Genomic DNA, 14,154 nt, shown 5'->3' on the forward strand with positions numbered 1-14,154 from the left:
TTGATCGGCGCGCCGGGCGTGGCGACACGCCGTCACGGGCCGGCCTGGGAGCGGACGCGGCGCGGAAAAGCGATCCAACCGCGCGCGTTTGCCCTTGATCGGCGCGCCGGGCGTGGCGACACGCCGTCACGGGCTGGCCTGGCGGCGGACGCGGCGCGGAAAAGCGATCCAACCGCGCGCATTCGCCCTTGATCGGCGCGCCGGGCGTGGCGACGCGCCGTCACTGGCGGGCGGCGGCGCCAGGGAGGGACGGGCGCGGGCTGGGTTGCCCCTCTTTCACCCACTTGTGGGTGGCCACACCGGACAGCAAAAAGCAGGGAGACCAACTCCCTGCCCTCTTTAACGTATAGCGCACCCGGGGCCTTGCGGCAAGACCCGGGTCGTGCAGCAGAATTCCGGCCTAAGCCAAATCGGCGCATCAATGGGGGATTCATGTTTGACGTGATCATTGCTGGCGGCGGACCGACCGGCATGATGCTGGCCAGCGAGCTGCGGCTGCACGGTGTGCGGGTGCTGGTGCTGGAGAAGGAGATGGAGCCGACCAAGCAGGTTCGCGCGCTCGGCCTGCACGTGCGCAGCATCGAGGTACTGGACCAGCGCGGCGTGCTGGACCGGTTCCTCACACACGGCAAGCAGTATGCCCTCGGTGGCTACTTCGCCGGCATCGCCAAGCCGTGGCCCGACCGGATGGACACCGCACACTCGTACATTCTCGGCATGCCGCAGACCGTCATCGACCGCCTACTGGCCGAGCGCGCCATCGAGCTCGGTGCCGAGGTGCGGCGCGGCAGCGAGGTGGTCGGGCTGACCCAGGACGGCGACGGGGTGACCGCCGAGCTGGCCGACGGCACGCGGTTGCGCGGCCGCTATCTCGTCGGCTGCGACGGCGGCCGCAGTACCGTTCGCAAGCTGCTCGGGGTCGACTTTCCCGGCGAATCCGCCAGCGTCGAGTGGTTGCTGGGTGAGCTGGAGGTCACCGCGTCACCGGAGACGATGAGCGCCGCGGCGATCGAGCTGGGCAGCCCCGCCCTACGTTTCGGCCCCGCACCCCACGAGCCGGGCGTGTACCGCATCGTCATGCGCGCCGAAACGGTGAGCGAAGACCGCATGGTCCCGCCGACCCTCGAAGAGTTTACGCAGCGGATGCGGGCGATCGCCGACACCGACTTCGGCGCGCACTCACCGCGCTTCCTGTCCCGCTTCGGCGACGCCACGCGGCTGGCCGAGCACTTCCAGGTCGGCCGGGTGCTGCTGGCCGGCGACGCGGCGCACGTCCACCCGCCGTTGGGCGGGCAGGGGCTCAACCTCGGCATCCAGGACGCGTTCAACCTCGGCTGGAAGCTCGCCGCCGCCGTCAACGGCTGGGCGGCGGACGGGCTGCTCGAAAGCTACGAGGCCGAGCGCCGCCCGGTGGCCGCGGACGTGCTGAACAACACGCGCGCGCAGTCCGAGTTGCTGTCCACCGAGCCGGGTCCGCAGGCGGTGCGCAAGCTGCTGACCGAACTGATGGACTTCGAAGAGGTCAACCGGTACCTGATCGAGAAGGTCACCGCGATCGGGGTTCGCTACGACTTCGGCGAGGGGCACAGGCTGCTCGGCCGCCGGCTGCGGGACATCGGGTTGAAGCGGGGACGCCTCTACGAGCTGACGCACGCCGGCCGCGGCCTGCTGCTCGACCAGACCGGCCGGCTCTCGGTGGCGGGCTGGGCGGATCGGGTCGACCACGTGGCCGACGTCAGCGACGACCTCGACGCGCCCGCCGTGCTGCTGCGGCCGGACGGCCACGTGGCCTGGGTCGGCGACGACCAGCACGACCTGCTCGACCACCTGCCCCGCTGGTTCGGCGCCGCCGCCGGCTGAGCTTCACGAGTCGCGGTGGCGCGGCACCCGGTACCGCTCGGCGAATCCGGAGTCCTGGGCCCACAGCGCGGGCGTTCCCCACAGCGCGACGCTGATCGCGGCCTCGTCGGGTGTCGTGATTGGACAGCCGGGCGCGAGATGGTGGTGGCGCGCGCGGGCCTGGTGCAACAAGCGTTCGCCGGCGGTGGTCTGCCGCGGGATCTCGCAGACCGCGGCGAAGATCGCGAACGCGGGGATCAGGGTGCCGATGGTGAGGACGATCGCCACCGTCGACTGTGGATCGTATGACCACACCAGCGTCGTCAGCGTGAGGGCGACGCCCCACCACACGATCGCCAGCAGCAGGGCCAGCGCCGCCAGGCACCCTCGCTCGCCGGCCGAGACCGCGCCGGGCGTGGCCACGATCCAACCCGCCCGGCGCACGCGGTGGGCCAGCGGGTCGAGCAGCGGCGAGACCGCGTCGTGCAGGGAGACCGGGTACCGCCAGCGCTGCTCAGCCGCCCGGTGGATGGCGACTTCCAGGGCGGGGCGATCGGTGGGCCGCGGGCCGGTGGCGGTGAGCGTGCCGTCCGCGTCGGCGTCGATCAGGGCGGCCCGGCGCAGGGCGGCGACCGCCGGCCCGAGCGCAGCCAGCGCCGACCAAGGATGGCGGCACCCACGGGCAGCGCCATCGCGGCGAGCGCGATCGCCGGCGTCATGGCCGAGATTATGACCCCAACCACGAGGGAGCCGCGAGCTGCCGCGTGTCCGCTGGGAGCGCATACGCGTCATGCTGACGGAGGCACGCCGGGCGGGTGTCGACCGAGGATCGGTGTATCCGATCGATCCAGGAGGTTCTCCCATGTTTATCGCCATCCTCGACTTCCACACCACCGCCACCGACCGGCCGACCGCCCTCGCCCAGCTCGACGGCGAGAGCGCAGAGGTTCGCGCCATGCCGGGCAACATCGCCTTCCGGGTCTACGCCTCGCGCGACGACCAGACCGGGGTCGCCGTGGTGCACGAGTGGGAAAACGAGACCGCGTTCGCCGGCTACCTGGGCTCGGAGGCGTTCGCACGCTCGGGTGCCGCGCTCCGGCCGATGATGACCGGAGCACCGGTGAGCCGGCGCTTCAGTGCCGCACTGCTGGAAACCGTCGCGTGAGCGGCGCCCCGGCAGGCCAATCCTAGGATTGGCCGGTGACACGCAAGGCGTACAGCTTCGTCCGCACCTTTCCGGCGGAGCCCGCGCGGGATCTCCGCGTGGATCGCCACTATCTCCTGTGCGCCTCCGCCGGTGCCCTCCGCCTTGAGGCGGAGGGCGAGGCGTGGTTGCTGCCGCCGGCGCGGGCGGCCCTGATCGAGGCGGGCCGGCCGATCAGGGTGAGCATCCCGCAGCCGGTGACGACCGCGTCGGTCCTGTTCGACGTCGGCTTCGCACCGGTACCGCCGGCGCCGCTGTCGGTGTTCGACCTCGACACGCTGGCACGGGAGCTGGTGCGGGAGTGCGGCGCGTGGGGCGTCAGCGACGACCCTCTCCCGGCGTACGCCGAGACGCTGTTCGCCGCGCTGGCCGCGGTGGCCTGGCGGCTCGCCGAACAGCCGAGCCCGGTCGTCGTGCCGGCGGGGCGATCGCCGGAGCTGCGCCGGGCCCTTCGCCTGACCGAGGAGCGGCTCGGCGCCGATGTGCGATTCGAGGAGGTGGCGGCCGAAGTCGGTCTGGTACCGCGGTCGCTGGCACGCCGTTTCGAGGATGAGACCGGCATGACGTGGCGAGCGGTCCTGCGCCGGATGCGGGTGCTGCGTGCGATCGAGCATCTCGCGGCGGGAGACACCCCGGTCACCAGCATCGCGTTCCTGGTCGGCTACACCTCGCTGTCCGCCTTCAACGCCGCGTTTCGGGAGCTGACCGGCCGCACGCCCACCCAGTACCGGGCCAGCTTCCGTCCCTGATACGCCGTCACGAACGGTTGGACTTGGGCTGCCAGCCGGCGGGTGGGTCTTCGCCGACCAAGCCGTCGACGGCCTCGCGGAGCAGGTCGGCGTGCCCGGTGTGCCGGCCGTACTCCTCGATCAGGTCGCAGACCAGCCGGCGCAGGTTGGCGTGCTGCCCGTCCGGCGTGTGCACGTGGACGAGCTGGTCGAGTCCGCCGTCGGCCAGAGCCGTGGCGAGCGTGGCACGGGACCGTTCGATCGTGCTGTCCCAGAGCGCGTAGAGCTGTTCGGGGGTGTCGTCGGCCGCCGAGCGGAAATCCCAGTCGGTGTCGTCGGTGTCCCAGTCGACGGCGTCCCACGGCGCCGGCAGCGGCGCGCCGCTGAGCTTCGGGCCGAACATCTGCTCCTCCGCTCGCGCGAGGTGCTTGAGCAGGCCGCCAAGCGTCAGCTCCGAAGGACCGAGGCGGGCCCGCAGGCCGGCGGCGTCGAGGCCGTCGGCCTTCCAGCGAAATGTCGTACGCAGGCGGTCCAGCGCACCCACGAGGTGCTCGGCCTCGGTGCCGGCCAGCGGCGGCTCCCACCAGTAATCCGGGTTGGTCATGGGAGCCACCGTAGAAGCTATTGCGGACATTCTGCGTCCGGATCTTGCCTACTCGACGACCAGCTTGACCGGGATGTTGCCGCGGGTGGCGTTGGAGTAGGGACACACCTGGTGGGTGGCCTCGACGAGCGTGCGGCCCACCTCGGGCGACACCCCGTCGGGCAGCGCCACCCTCAAGGTCACGTCGAGCTGGAAGCCGCCCGCCCCGTTGGGCACGAGCTTGACCTCGGCGGTGACCGACGCACCCGTGGCGTCGACCCGTTGGCGCCGTGCCACCAGGCCCAGGGCTGAGGTGAAGCACGCCGCATAGCCCGCCGCGAAGAGCTGCTCGGGGTTGGTGCCCTCACCGTCGCCGCCCAGCTCCTTCTGCAGTACGAGCTTGACGTCCAGCTTGCCGTCGGACGTGGTGGCCCGGCCGTCGCGACCCGTGGAGGTAGCGACCGCGGTGTAGATGCTCATATCTTCCTCCCCTACCAGACAGACAGATCTGTCTGCCGTCGTTAAAGGAGAGACTAGACAGACCTGTCTGGTACTGTCAACCCGTGAGCACGCCCACCCCGCAAGGTCCGGCCCGTAACCGCATCCTGGCCACCGCCACGCGGTTGTTCTATTCCGAAGGCGTGCACACGGTGGGCATCGACCGCATCATCGCCGAGGCGGCCGTCGCGAAAGCGACCTTCTACCACCACTTTCCGGCCAAAGACGAGCTCGTCCGCGCCTACCTCGAAGCGGAGTTCGCACGCCAGCGCGGCGCCATCGACGCGCTCCGGGCCGCCATCGGCGACCCCATTGCCACCCTCGTGAAGATCTTCGAAGGCCTCGGTGACAACGGCGCCAGCGCCGCGTTTCGTGGCTGCCCGTTCACCAACGCGGCCGCCGAGTACCCGGACCCGGCCCATCCGGTGCGGCAGACCATCGCCGAGTACCGCCGCTGGTCACACACCCTCTTCCACGACCTCCTGGCCGGCAGTGGCCACCCCGACGCCGACCGCACCGCCACGATCCTCATGATGATCCGCGACGGCATCGTGGTGGGCAGCGACCTCGACGACCCGAAGGCACTCCGCCCCGCGATCGGCGAGGCGGTCGACCGCGTACTCCAGCGCTGACCCCGGGTTAGGTTGAGACGTGTCCCGCGGTCGAGACCGGCCCGCTCGTGTCCAGGACGTGCACGAGCTGGCGATGCGCATGCCCCACGTCACCGTCGACTACGGCACCGGCGACAACCCGATCTACCAGGTGGGCGGAAAGTCGTTCATCTTCTTCCGCAACCCCCGGCCAGACGCCGTCGACCCCGACACCGGGAAACGCTATGACGACGTGATCGTCTTCTGGGTGGAGTCCGAAGCGGACAAACAGGCGCTGATACAGGACGAGACGTCGCCGTTCTTCACCACCGCCCACTTCGACGGCCACCCGTCGGTACTGCTGCGGGCGAGCCGGATCGGCGAGCTGACCCGAGCCGAGCTGGCCGAGCTGGTCCAGGACGCCTGGCTGTCCCGCGCCTCAGCGCGCCGGGCGGCCGCCTGGCTGACCGCACACCCGCCGGCCTAGGTCGCACATGGAGATACGCGCGGACGACGACTGTCGCCTGTGGACAGCCACCGCCGGTGATGGCGACCCACTGGTTCTCTGCCACGGCGGGCCGGGCATGTGGGACTACTTCGACGACCTCGCCGGCATCCTGCGCGCCACGGCCCGGGTCGTCCGGTGGGACCAACGCGGCTGCGGCCGCTCCCAGCGCGACGGCCCCTACTCGGTAACGCGATCCATCGCCGACCTCGACGCGGTACGCGACCAGTTGGCCGGGCCGCGAACGGCGCTGCTGGGCCACTCGTGGGGCGCGCACCTGGCGCTGCGGTACGCCATCGAACACCCCGAACGCGTCAGCCACCTGATCTACGTCTCCGGCACCGGCATCGACCCCGAACGCGCCTGGCACCCGCACTACGAACGGAACCTGCGGCTGCGACTCGGAACCCACCTGGACCGTTGGAAGGCGCTCGGCGACCGCGACCGCACACCGGCCGAGGAGCGCGAATGGGCGACGCTGCAGTGGTCGGCCGACTTCGCCGACGACAGCAAGGCGCTGAGCCACGCCGCACGCATGGCCACACCGTGGCTCGGCATCAACTACGACTGCAACCGGGCCATCAACGCCGAGGTCAAGCAGGAACTGCGCACCAACGACCTCGCGGCGCGGTGCCGGACGCTCGATGTACCTGTACTCATCGTTCACGGCACCGAAGACATCCGTCCTCAATGGGCGGTCGACTCCCTGCACGAAGCCCTACCCCACGCCGAACGCGTAACCCTCACCGGCGCCGGACACCTACCGTGGGTCGAGGCCCGTGACGCCTTCAGCCGAGCCGTCGCCACGTTCCTGGCGGGAACCACGCCCGGCAGATGACAGGTTTCTTGCGGCCAGGCCCTGGGCCTGCCCGGTGTGTACGTCGATTACCCACTCCCAGCCTGGCTTGGCCGTTGGGCCGAACCGCGGGTCACTGACGTCGTCATCGTCACGCAGGGCCCGCACGTACGCCCGGTCCTGGTCGATCTGCGCGCGTAGCTGCTTGGCTCCGCCGGCGGATCCGTGGCCCGGGACGAAGAAATCGACGTCGCTCGCCAACCCCTCGAACAGTCGCAGTGTGGCGAGGTAGTCCTCGATCGGATCGGCGGCGCTCAGATCGAGCATCGGAACCAGCACATCAGAAAGCATGTCGCCGGCGACGAGAACCCCCGGTTCCTCGACCAACAGCGCGGCATGGCCCTGGGAATGCGCCTGATGCTCGATGACCCGGACCGTGGGGCCATCCCAGGGAATCCGCACGGCTCCGGCGGGCAGATCGGTGATGAGGCCGAAGAGGTCCAGCGGCACTTCCTCGGCGATCTCCGGCGGCAACCCCTCGGTGACACCGGCTTTCCAGTCCGCGTTCGACCGCAGGTCTCGCATATCGGCCGCGCAGCGGGCTGTGCCGTAACGGGGCGCGTCGCCGAGTTCGGCGTGCCAGAGCACGTGGTCCCAGTCGGGATGTGTCGAGAAGCCAGCCACGACGGGCTGATCCAACTCACGAAGGTCGTTGGCGAGGCAGATCATTTCGCCGCTCGTTATTCCGGCGTCGACGAGCAACACCCTCCGCGACCTGCCTCAGCATGAGAACGATCATACGAGGTGGTGGTCGTAGGCGAAGGCGGCGGCGGATGTGCGGGTGCTGACGTCGATTTTGGTGAAGATGTTGCTGAGGTGGCGGCTGACTGTCTTCTCGCTCAGTACGAGCAGTTTGGCGATCTCGGGGTTGGTCTTTCCGGCCGCCACCAACCGTAGGACCTCGACCTCACGTTCGGTCAGTCCATTGGGGAACGTCGGGTGGATGAGCGCGGCCACCTCTCGGGCGGCCGGTTCGGCACCGAGGTCGGCGAAGGCGCGCTGCGCGGCGGCGAGTTCGGCGAGTGCGGTTTCGTCGTCACCGAGTGCGCGCAGGGCTCGCCCGAGCAGCGTGCGGCAGTACGCGATGTCGTAGCGTGCCTCCAGCCGTTCCCAGACGGTTCGCTCGCGGCGGAGCAGCGGTAGTGCAGCCGCCGGATCGCCGGCGGCGAGTGCCACGTCGGCGCGGGCGTGGTCGGCGCGGGCCTGGACCGGTGGGCAGCCGAACGTCGCGGCGATCGACCGCAGCTCGTCGGCCAACCTGGCCGCCTCGTCGTGGTGGCCGCCGGCGAGGAGGATCCGCACCGCGGCCGGCAGCAACGCCGACCGGTGGACCGGGCCGGCTGTCTCGCTGAGCCTGCGTCGCGTCGCGGCGACGGCCGCCGCGGTGCGGCCTTGGGCGAGCCACAGCAGCGCCAGCCCGGGCTGGGGTTCGTACCCGAAGGCGGATGCCCGCTCGTACGCCTTCGCGGCCGCGTCGAAGTCTCCCCGCATCCGCAGCACGTCGCCGCGTTCGGTCATCGCGAGCCCCGCGGCGTCCATGGTGCGGGCGTCCTCGTACCGCCGCACCGCGAGGTCCAACTCGGTGAGGGCCTCGTCGAAGGCGCCCTGCGCACGCATGATCTGTCCACGGTGGACGGCGCACTGGCCGGTGAACGCGACGAGACCGGACTGTTCGTCGCACCAGGCCGTCAGCGCGGACGTCCACCGGGCGGCCCGGTCGAAGTCGGAGATCTCCTGGCAGCCCTCGATCATGGTGCAGTACACGTTGCCGGCGAAGATCGTTGAGACCTCGCCGGCCGCGACGCCCACCATGGCCTCGTCCAGCAGCGCCAGACCCTCCTGAACGCGCCCGAGGTACAGGAGGATCCGTCCCTGGCCGGACAGGCCCATGGCGACGAGATCGGGGTCCGTGTAGCGCCGGCCGTAGTCGGCCACCTGCTCGGCCAGTTTCAACGCGGTGCCGAGGTCACCGGCGAAGATGTGCCGGAACATGACGTGGATGAGCACGTAGCCGCGCTCGACGAGATCGCCGGAGACGCCGGCCAGCAGGCGCTCGGCGCGGCCGACCCACCCGCCGCCGACCGCGGCCTCGCCGCTGCTCTGCAGCACCAGCCCCAGCCAGAACGCCACCCGGACGGCCGCGGGCACGTCGCCGGTGTCGATGTGCAGCTGGTAGGCGCGCTGCAACGCCTGCACGCAGTCGTTGCGACGGCCCACGAGGTACGCTGCGGTGGCCAGCCGGCCGAAGTCGTCGGCGTCGAGCGAATCACCGCTGGCCCGGGAGAGGCTGCCGTACGCCGCCAGCCACTCCCGGCGGTCGTAGGCCGCCCTGGCTCGCAGGAGATCATCGACCACGCTCATGGCTGCCCCCAGTGGATCAGCGTACGCCTTCCGCGTCCGCCACGGCGGTGCTTGCCGGCGCGTCGCCCGCGCGGGCGACGATCTGGCGCGCGACATAGTCCGCGTCCCGGCCGATCCCCGGAAAGACCATCGAGGCGAAGGCGTACTGGAACGACAGGCCGCAGAAGAACAGGCCCGGTGCCAGGTCGACGACGCCGCGGTACTCCACCGGCCAGCCGCGCTCGTCCATGACCGGTAGCCGGATCCAGTCGAACACCTGCCGGAATCCGGTGCACCAGACGACATTGCTGACGGCGAGCACGGTGCCGTCGTCCAGTACCGGCTGGCCGTCCACGACCCCGGTGACGCGGGCCGGTGTCCGCGTCACGCCGCGACGTTCGAGGTCCGACGGCTTGATCCGCAGGTGTGGCCCGCCGTGGAACCGCACCTCCGGCATCGCCTTGCGCCCCATCGGCGTGCGGCGTGTCAGTACGTGCCGGAAGACGAAGATCACGACCGGCAGCATCAGGTGCGCGCGCCGCGACTCCGGACGGAACGGGATGTTGCCGCGGCTGGGGCCGCACAGGGTCGTCGGGCGCGTCGGGGCGAGCTCGTAGGCGATGTCCTGACCGGAGTGCGAGGCCCCCACGACCAGCGCCGGTCCCGGTTGCAGTTGCGCGGGCCGCCGGTACTGGCTGGAGTGCAGTTGCGTGATCTCCGGAGCCAGTTCAGCGGCGAACTCGGGCACGTTCGGCGTACGCCCGAAGCTGCCGGTCGCCACGACGACGTTGTCGCAGCTGATCGTCGCGCCGCCGATCGTCGCCTCGTATCCGCCCTGTGGCCGCGGCCGGAGCGCGTCGACGCGCGTGTTCGTGCGCACCGGCAGGTCGAAGTGCAGCGCATAGCGCTCCAGATAGTCGCCGACCTCGTCCTTGCCCGGAAAGTGCCAGCGCGCCGCCGGGAACGGCATGCCGGGCAGCCCGTCGTACTTGGCCGGCGTGTACAACCGCAGCGTGTCCCACTGCTGCCGCCAGTTGTCGCCGATCCGCTGGTTGCCGTCGACGATCAGGAACTGCCGGCCGCGCCGCTTGAGGTGGTAGCCGGTGGACAGCCCGGCCTGGCCGGCACCGATGATCAGAGTCTCGACGTACTGGGAGTTCATGATCGCCTCCTGGAAACTTGTGTTGAGGCGACGCTAAATGCCTGGTCAGCGATGCCGCGTCGGGCGATACACCCATCCCTCCAGGCACTCGATGGGGCGATCGGTACCGCGGCCCGGACGGCGACGAGCGCTACGGCAGCCCATAATTGGCCTGTATCGAGCGCACCGGCGTGGCACGATTCTTCGATGCTCGAACGGCGTTCCACGCAGCAGATACGCATCGTGCATCTGACCGAGCCGGTGTTCCGGGCACTCGCTGACGGTGACCTGGCAGGGGCGAACGCGGTGAGCCCGGTGCCCCTCACCGCGCACTTCGTCGACCCCGGGTCGATAGGGGTGTGGCGCATGCGCCGCGACCAGGCCAAGGAGGACCCGGCCAGTCCGGAATGGGTCACCGGTGTCATCTGGGACGAACGGGAGCAGGTCGCCGTCGGGCACGCCGGCTATCACGGGCCACCGGATTCGTCGGGGATGGTGGAGATCGGCTATACCGTCGACCCGGCGTACCGGCGGCGCGGCTTTGCCCGTGCGGCGCTGGAGGCTCTGCTCGACCGGGCCGCTCGCGACCCGCGGGTGCGCACGGCGCGGGTGACCATCCGTCCCGACAACGTTCCCTCGTACCAGCTGGTGGCGCAGTACGGCTTTGTCGAGGTTGGCGAGCAGTGGGACGATGAGGACGGCCTGGAGATCATCTACGAGCTCGACGTCCAAAGCCCGGCCTGACGGTACGCCCTACACCGGCGCTGCCTGCTCGGTGTCGCCGAGGGAGATGAGCAGCCGCCGCAGCAGGCCCGCCAACTGGTCGCGTTCGGCGGTCTTCAGTCCCGCCAGCAGCAGCTGTTCGTTGGCGACGTGCTCGGTCACGAGCTGGTTGACCAGGTCTTTGCCCGAGTCGGTCAGCGATATCAGGACCCGCCGGCGGTGGCTCGGGTCGACCGCACGATCGACCCAGCCCCGGTCGACGAGCCGGTCGATGCGGTTTGTCAGCGCGGCCGAGCTCACCATCGCGGCCGTGCTCAGCTCCCCCGCGTTCAGGACGTGCGGCGGACCCGCCCGTAGCAGGGTCGCCAGCACGTCGAACTCCCACGCTTCCACGCCACGCGCCGCGAAGTGCTCCTTGAGAGCGCGTTCGAGCAGGCGGGATGCGCGCGACAGGCGACCGATCACTGCCATTGGCGAGCAGTCCAGGTCTGGCCGGACGGTTTCCCACGCCCGCATGATCGCGTCTACGCCGTCCTGACGTTCATCCATCGATTCATCCGTCCTCGCGTGGCATCCGCCACACTTTAACACTTCGACGTCGAAAGGTTTGACGTCGCGACGCGGACTGGTCTAAATTTTCGACGTCGAAGTTTTCGATGGGGAGGATGAACATGAAGGTTCTCGTACTCGGCGCCACGGGGTACGTCGGCGCGGCCGTGGCAGACCACCTGGCGGACGCCGGCCACGAAGTCGTCGAACTCAGCCGTACCGCCCGGCCGGAGCGGCCCCGCCAGCAGCGGATCGCCGACCTGGCCGATCCGCGCGCCCTGACCGCGGCGGTGACAGCGGACATCGACGCCGTCGTCCACGCCGCCACACCCACGGGCGACGCCGGCACCGACGCCGCCGCGGTCGACGCGCTCACCGCACCCCTGCGCGGCACAGGGCGGCCGTTCCTCTACACCAGCGGGATCTGGGTACTCGGCCCGACCGGATCTGACCCGGTCGACGAGACCACGCCCACCAACCCGATCCCGATCGTCGGCTACCGCCCCGCGATCGAGCGCCAAGCCCTCGCCGCCCACGAGCACGGCGTCCGCTCGATCGTGATCCGTCCAGGGATCGTGCACGGCCGGGGCGGTGGCATCCCAGCACTCCTGGTCGACCTGGCACGCCAGCACGGAGCGCCGCGGTACGTCGGCGACAAGCAGGTGCGGTGGCCGGCCGTACACGTAGACGACCTGGCCGACCTGTTCGTGCTCGCGCTGGAACGCGCGCCCGGCGGGTCGATCTGGCACGGCGTGGCCGAACCAGCGGTGTCCGTGGTCGACCTGGCGGCCGCCGCCGGATCCGCCGCCGGGCTCACCGCCTCCCCGCAGGCGTGGCCCGTCGAGCAGGCCAGCGCCGCCCTCGGCGCACCGTTCGCCGCCGCCCTCGCCCTGAGCCAGCACATCAGCGGGGACCTCGCACGCGACAAGCTCGCGTGGAAACCGGACCGCGTCGACGCGGTCACCGACCTGCGTGCCGGCTCGTACCGGTAGCCCCACCCGATCCACATTCACGGAGGAAGAAAGATGGACATCCAGGTCTTCGGCGCGAACGGCGGCCAGCAGGCGGACGTCGACGCGATCGTCCAGCTCGTCGCCGAGGTCGAGCGCGCCCAGCAGAACGAACTGCCCACCGAGTTCATGAGCCTGTTCCGGAAGCAGGATCCGGTGTGGACGACCGCGCACGGCAAGCGCCTGTCCGGCTGGGACAACATCAGCGAGTTCACGCACAAGGTGCTGCCCGGCGCGATGCGGCAGTCGACCGCGCGGTACGAGGTCGTCCGCGTGCTCTTCGTCCGCCCGGACGTCGCCGTGGTCAACGTCCACCAGCGGCCGGTCACGCTCGACGGCGAGCCCATCGACTCTCAGCCCGAGGGCCGGCCCCTCTACGTGCTGAGCAAGGAGGACGGCCGGTGGTTCATCGCCGCCGCACAGAACACCCAGGTCCACGCGGGCTGACAAGGCCTCTCTTGTGGCTCGGGCGCCCGGCGCCGTAACCTGGCCGCACCAGCACTCGATGCGTATCGACGATTCGCGGCCGGAGGTGTGATGGCGGCATTCACCAGCAAGGATGTCGCCCGTATCGCCGGTGTCTCGCAGAGCACCGTGTCATACGTGATGACCGGCAAGCGACCGATCTCCGAGCGCACGCGGAAGCGGGTGCTGGACGCGATGGAGCAGCTCACTTACGAGCCGCACTCGGGCGCCCGGGCCCTGGCGGGACGCCGCACCCAGGTCGTCGGCCTGGTCGTGCCGTTCGGGGCCGACGGCCAGATCTTCGGTTTGCTTCCGTTCATCGAGACCATCGCCAGCTCGGCCCGCGCCCACGACCACGAGGTGCTGCTCGTGACCGCGGACGAGGGATCGGCGGGGCTGCGACGCCTCGCCGGCCGGGCCCTGTGCGACGCGATCATCATGATGGATATCGAAGAGCACGACGACCGGGTCCCGGTGGCCGCGGCGCTGCCGGTTCCGGTCGTGCTCATCGGTGTACCGGCCGACCCGGCCGGGCTGCACTGCGTCGACCTCGACTTCGAGACGGCGGCCCGGATGGCCGTCGACGAGCTGGCGGACACGGCGCACGACGAGATCGTCGTGTTGGGCTACCCCGCCTCGGCGATGGAGCGGGGGCTCAACTTCGTCGGCCGCGTCCTGCGGTCGGCGCGGCAGCGGGCGCGGGCGCGCGGCGTACCGCTGACGGTGATCGAGCCGGTCGAGCATGGGCAGGAGGCCACCGCTGAGGCGGTCGATCAGCTCCTCGCGCGGCGCGGCGGCGGTCGTCTCGGAGTGGTGCTGCCGCACAACGATTCGATCGGGCCGATCCTGCGCGCGCTGCGCACGCGTGACGTGCTGCCCGGCCGCGACATCTCCGTCATCGGAATCAGTCCCGACCCGCAGGCCGAGGAGTCCGATCCGGCGTACACGAATGTCTCCGAGGAGCCGCGCGACGTCTCGCGGCGCGCGATGGAGACGCTGTTCTGGTTGCTCGATCCCGCGCCGGGTGTCGAACGTCCCGGCGTCGACCTGGTAGCGCCGCGACTCATCCGTCGTTCGACCGTCATGCCGATCCCCTCCAACTGATCATCGGTGGCTCGGCCGC

17 protein-coding genes are annotated in these 14,154 nt (G+C 70.4%); 10 read left to right on the forward strand and 7 right to left on the reverse strand.

Annotated elements, in window-relative coordinates:
- The first annotated feature begins 432 nt into the window (after positions 1-432).
- A complete protein-coding gene (rox, locus tag QMG73_RS08055; RefSeq protein ID WP_281893489.1) occupies positions 433-1,860 on the forward strand; it encodes a rifampin monooxygenase in 1,428 nt (475 codons plus the stop codon).
- A 3-nt stretch (positions 1,861-1,863) separates the two neighbouring features.
- Here rox and QMG73_RS08060 read toward each other — a convergent pair whose 3' ends face one another.
- The gene (locus QMG73_RS08060; RefSeq protein WP_281893490.1) at positions 1,864-2,622 is read right to left on the reverse strand and encodes a TIGR04222 domain-containing membrane protein; all 759 of its coding nucleotides are present in this window, start codon (positions 2,620-2,622) and stop codon (positions 1,864-1,866) included.
- A 79-nt stretch (positions 2,623-2,701) separates the two neighbouring features.
- Between QMG73_RS08060 and QMG73_RS08065 the strand changes: the two genes are divergently transcribed.
- Together QMG73_RS08065 and QMG73_RS08070 are read left to right on the forward strand one after the other, a co-directional pair.
- Positions 2,702-3,004, forward strand: coding sequence for a putative quinol monooxygenase (locus tag QMG73_RS08065; protein ID WP_281893491.1), 303 nt, complete (start codon positions 2,702-2,704; stop codon positions 3,002-3,004).
- Between the two features lie 35 nt (positions 3,005-3,039).
- Positions 3,040-3,792 carry an AraC family transcriptional regulator gene (locus QMG73_RS08070; RefSeq protein WP_281893492.1) on the forward strand — a complete coding sequence of 251 codons (753 nt, stop codon included), beginning with the start codon at positions 3,040-3,042 and terminating at the stop codon, positions 3,790-3,792.
- Between the two features lie 7 nt (positions 3,793-3,799).
- Here QMG73_RS08070 and QMG73_RS08075 read toward each other — a convergent pair whose 3' ends face one another.
- Together QMG73_RS08075 and QMG73_RS08080 are read right to left on the reverse strand one after the other, a co-directional pair.
- The gene (locus tag QMG73_RS08075; protein ID WP_281893493.1) at positions 3,800-4,375 is read right to left on the reverse strand and encodes a mycothiol transferase; all 576 of its coding nucleotides are present in this window, start codon (positions 4,373-4,375) and stop codon (positions 3,800-3,802) included.
- A gap of 48 nt (positions 4,376-4,423) precedes the next feature.
- Positions 4,424-4,834, reverse strand: coding sequence for an organic hydroperoxide resistance protein (locus QMG73_RS08080; protein ID WP_281893494.1), 411 nt, complete (start codon positions 4,832-4,834; stop codon positions 4,424-4,426).
- A gap of 83 nt (positions 4,835-4,917) precedes the next feature.
- Here QMG73_RS08080 and QMG73_RS08085 point away from each other — a divergent pair, with 83 nt between their 5' ends.
- The 3 genes from QMG73_RS08085 to QMG73_RS08095 are packed head-to-tail and all read left to right on the forward strand — an operon-like array spanning position 4,918 to position 6,785.
- The gene (locus QMG73_RS08085) at positions 4,918-5,484 is read left to right on the forward strand and encodes a TetR/AcrR family transcriptional regulator (protein WP_281893495.1); all 567 of its coding nucleotides are present in this window, start codon (positions 4,918-4,920) and stop codon (positions 5,482-5,484) included.
- Positions 5,485-5,503: 19 nt separating this feature from the next.
- Positions 5,504-5,929 carry an MmcQ/YjbR family DNA-binding protein gene (locus QMG73_RS08090; RefSeq protein WP_281893496.1) on the forward strand — a complete coding sequence of 142 codons (426 nt, stop codon included), beginning with the start codon at positions 5,504-5,506 and terminating at the stop codon, positions 5,927-5,929.
- A 7-nt stretch (positions 5,930-5,936) separates the two neighbouring features.
- A complete protein-coding gene (locus QMG73_RS08095; protein WP_281893497.1) occupies positions 5,937-6,785 on the forward strand; it encodes an alpha/beta fold hydrolase in 849 nt (282 codons plus the stop codon).
- Here QMG73_RS08095 and QMG73_RS08100 read toward each other — a convergent pair.
- The 3 genes from QMG73_RS08100 to QMG73_RS08110 are packed head-to-tail and all read right to left on the reverse strand — an operon-like array spanning position 6,708 to position 10,305.
- Positions 6,708-7,508 (reverse strand): MBL fold metallo-hydrolase, encoded by an 801-nt coding sequence (locus tag QMG73_RS08100; RefSeq protein WP_281893498.1) that lies wholly within the window; start codon positions 7,506-7,508, stop codon positions 6,708-6,710. The two genes, QMG73_RS08095 and QMG73_RS08100, sit on opposite strands and share 78 nt — an antisense overlap.
- Before the next feature lie 30 nt (positions 7,509-7,538).
- On the reverse strand, positions 7,539-9,164 hold the full coding sequence (locus QMG73_RS08105; RefSeq protein ID WP_281893499.1) for a LuxR family transcriptional regulator: 1,626 nt from the start codon (positions 9,162-9,164) through the stop codon (positions 7,539-7,541).
- Between the two features lie 16 nt (positions 9,165-9,180).
- The gene (locus QMG73_RS08110) at positions 9,181-10,305 is read right to left on the reverse strand and encodes a flavin-containing monooxygenase (RefSeq protein ID WP_281893500.1); all 1,125 of its coding nucleotides are present in this window, start codon (positions 10,303-10,305) and stop codon (positions 9,181-9,183) included.
- Positions 10,306-10,491: 186 nt separating this feature from the next.
- Between QMG73_RS08110 and QMG73_RS08115 the strand changes: the two genes are divergently transcribed.
- Positions 10,492-11,028 (forward strand): GNAT family N-acetyltransferase, encoded by a 537-nt coding sequence (locus tag QMG73_RS08115; RefSeq protein ID WP_281893501.1) that lies wholly within the window; start codon positions 10,492-10,494, stop codon positions 11,026-11,028.
- Positions 11,029-11,037: 9 nt separating this feature from the next.
- On the opposite strand, the gene QMG73_RS08120 is transcribed toward QMG73_RS08115, so the two are convergent.
- Complete coding sequence (locus QMG73_RS08120) at positions 11,038-11,556, reverse strand: MarR family winged helix-turn-helix transcriptional regulator (protein ID WP_281893502.1); 519 nt, start codon at positions 11,554-11,556, stop codon at positions 11,038-11,040.
- A 122-nt stretch (positions 11,557-11,678) separates the two neighbouring features.
- Here QMG73_RS08120 and QMG73_RS08125 point away from each other — a divergent pair, with 122 nt between their 5' ends.
- From QMG73_RS08125 to QMG73_RS08135, 3 genes are all read left to right on the forward strand, one after another.
- Entirely contained in the window at positions 11,679-12,548 is an 870-nt protein-coding gene (locus QMG73_RS08125) for an NAD-dependent epimerase/dehydratase family protein (RefSeq protein WP_281893503.1), read from the forward strand.
- Positions 12,549-12,581: 33 nt separating this feature from the next.
- Positions 12,582-13,013: an SgcJ/EcaC family oxidoreductase gene (locus QMG73_RS08130; RefSeq protein ID WP_281893505.1), complete on the forward strand. Its 432-nt coding sequence runs from the start codon at positions 12,582-12,584 to the stop codon at positions 13,011-13,013.
- Between the two features lie 90 nt (positions 13,014-13,103).
- Positions 13,104-14,135: a LacI family DNA-binding transcriptional regulator gene (locus QMG73_RS08135; protein ID WP_281893506.1), complete on the forward strand. Its 1,032-nt coding sequence runs from the start codon at positions 13,104-13,106 to the stop codon at positions 14,133-14,135.
- Positions 14,136-14,154 lie beyond the last annotated feature (19 nt).

The organism is Phytohabitans aurantiacus (assembly GCF_027923225.1).
Classification (GTDB): domain Bacteria; phylum Actinomycetota; class Actinomycetes; order Mycobacteriales; family Micromonosporaceae; genus Phytohabitans; species Phytohabitans aurantiacus.

What these genes read in the sequence shown, in the direction of transcription:
- rox (WP_281893489.1), top strand. Translation starts at nt 433, where the DNA reads ATGTTTGACGTGATCATTGCTGGCGGCGGACCGACCGGCATGATGCTG.
- QMG73_RS08060 (WP_281893490.1), bottom strand. Translation starts at nt 2,622, where the DNA reads ATGCGCTCCCAGCGGACACGCGGCAGCTCGCGGCTCCCTCGTGGTTGG.
- QMG73_RS08065 (WP_281893491.1), top strand. Translation starts at nt 2,702, where the DNA reads ATGTTTATCGCCATCCTCGACTTCCACACCACCGCCACCGACCGGCCG.
- QMG73_RS08075 (WP_281893493.1), bottom strand. Translation starts at nt 4,375, where the DNA reads ATGACCAACCCGGATTACTGGTGGGAGCCGCCGCTGGCCGGCACCGAG.
- QMG73_RS08080 (WP_281893494.1), bottom strand. Translation starts at nt 4,834, where the DNA reads ATGAGCATCTACACCGCGGTCGCTACCTCCACGGGTCGCGACGGCCGG.
- QMG73_RS08095 (WP_281893497.1), top strand. Translation starts at nt 5,937, where the DNA reads ATGGAGATACGCGCGGACGACGACTGTCGCCTGTGGACAGCCACCGCC.
- QMG73_RS08105 (WP_281893499.1), bottom strand. Translation starts at nt 9,164, where the DNA reads ATGAGCGTGGTCGATGATCTCCTGCGAGCCAGGGCGGCCTACGACCGC.
- QMG73_RS08110 (WP_281893500.1), bottom strand. Translation starts at nt 10,305, where the DNA reads ATGAACTCCCAGTACGTCGAGACTCTGATCATCGGTGCCGGCCAGGCC.
- QMG73_RS08115 (WP_281893501.1), top strand. Translation starts at nt 10,492, where the DNA reads ATGCTCGAACGGCGTTCCACGCAGCAGATACGCATCGTGCATCTGACC.
- QMG73_RS08120 (WP_281893502.1), bottom strand. Translation starts at nt 11,556, where the DNA reads ATGGATGAACGTCAGGACGGCGTAGACGCGATCATGCGGGCGTGGGAA.
- QMG73_RS08125 (WP_281893503.1), top strand. Translation starts at nt 11,679, where the DNA reads ATGAAGGTTCTCGTACTCGGCGCCACGGGGTACGTCGGCGCGGCCGTG.
- QMG73_RS08130 (WP_281893505.1), top strand. Translation starts at nt 12,582, where the DNA reads ATGGACATCCAGGTCTTCGGCGCGAACGGCGGCCAGCAGGCGGACGTC.
- QMG73_RS08135 (WP_281893506.1), top strand. Translation starts at nt 13,104, where the DNA reads ATGGCGGCATTCACCAGCAAGGATGTCGCCCGTATCGCCGGTGTCTCG.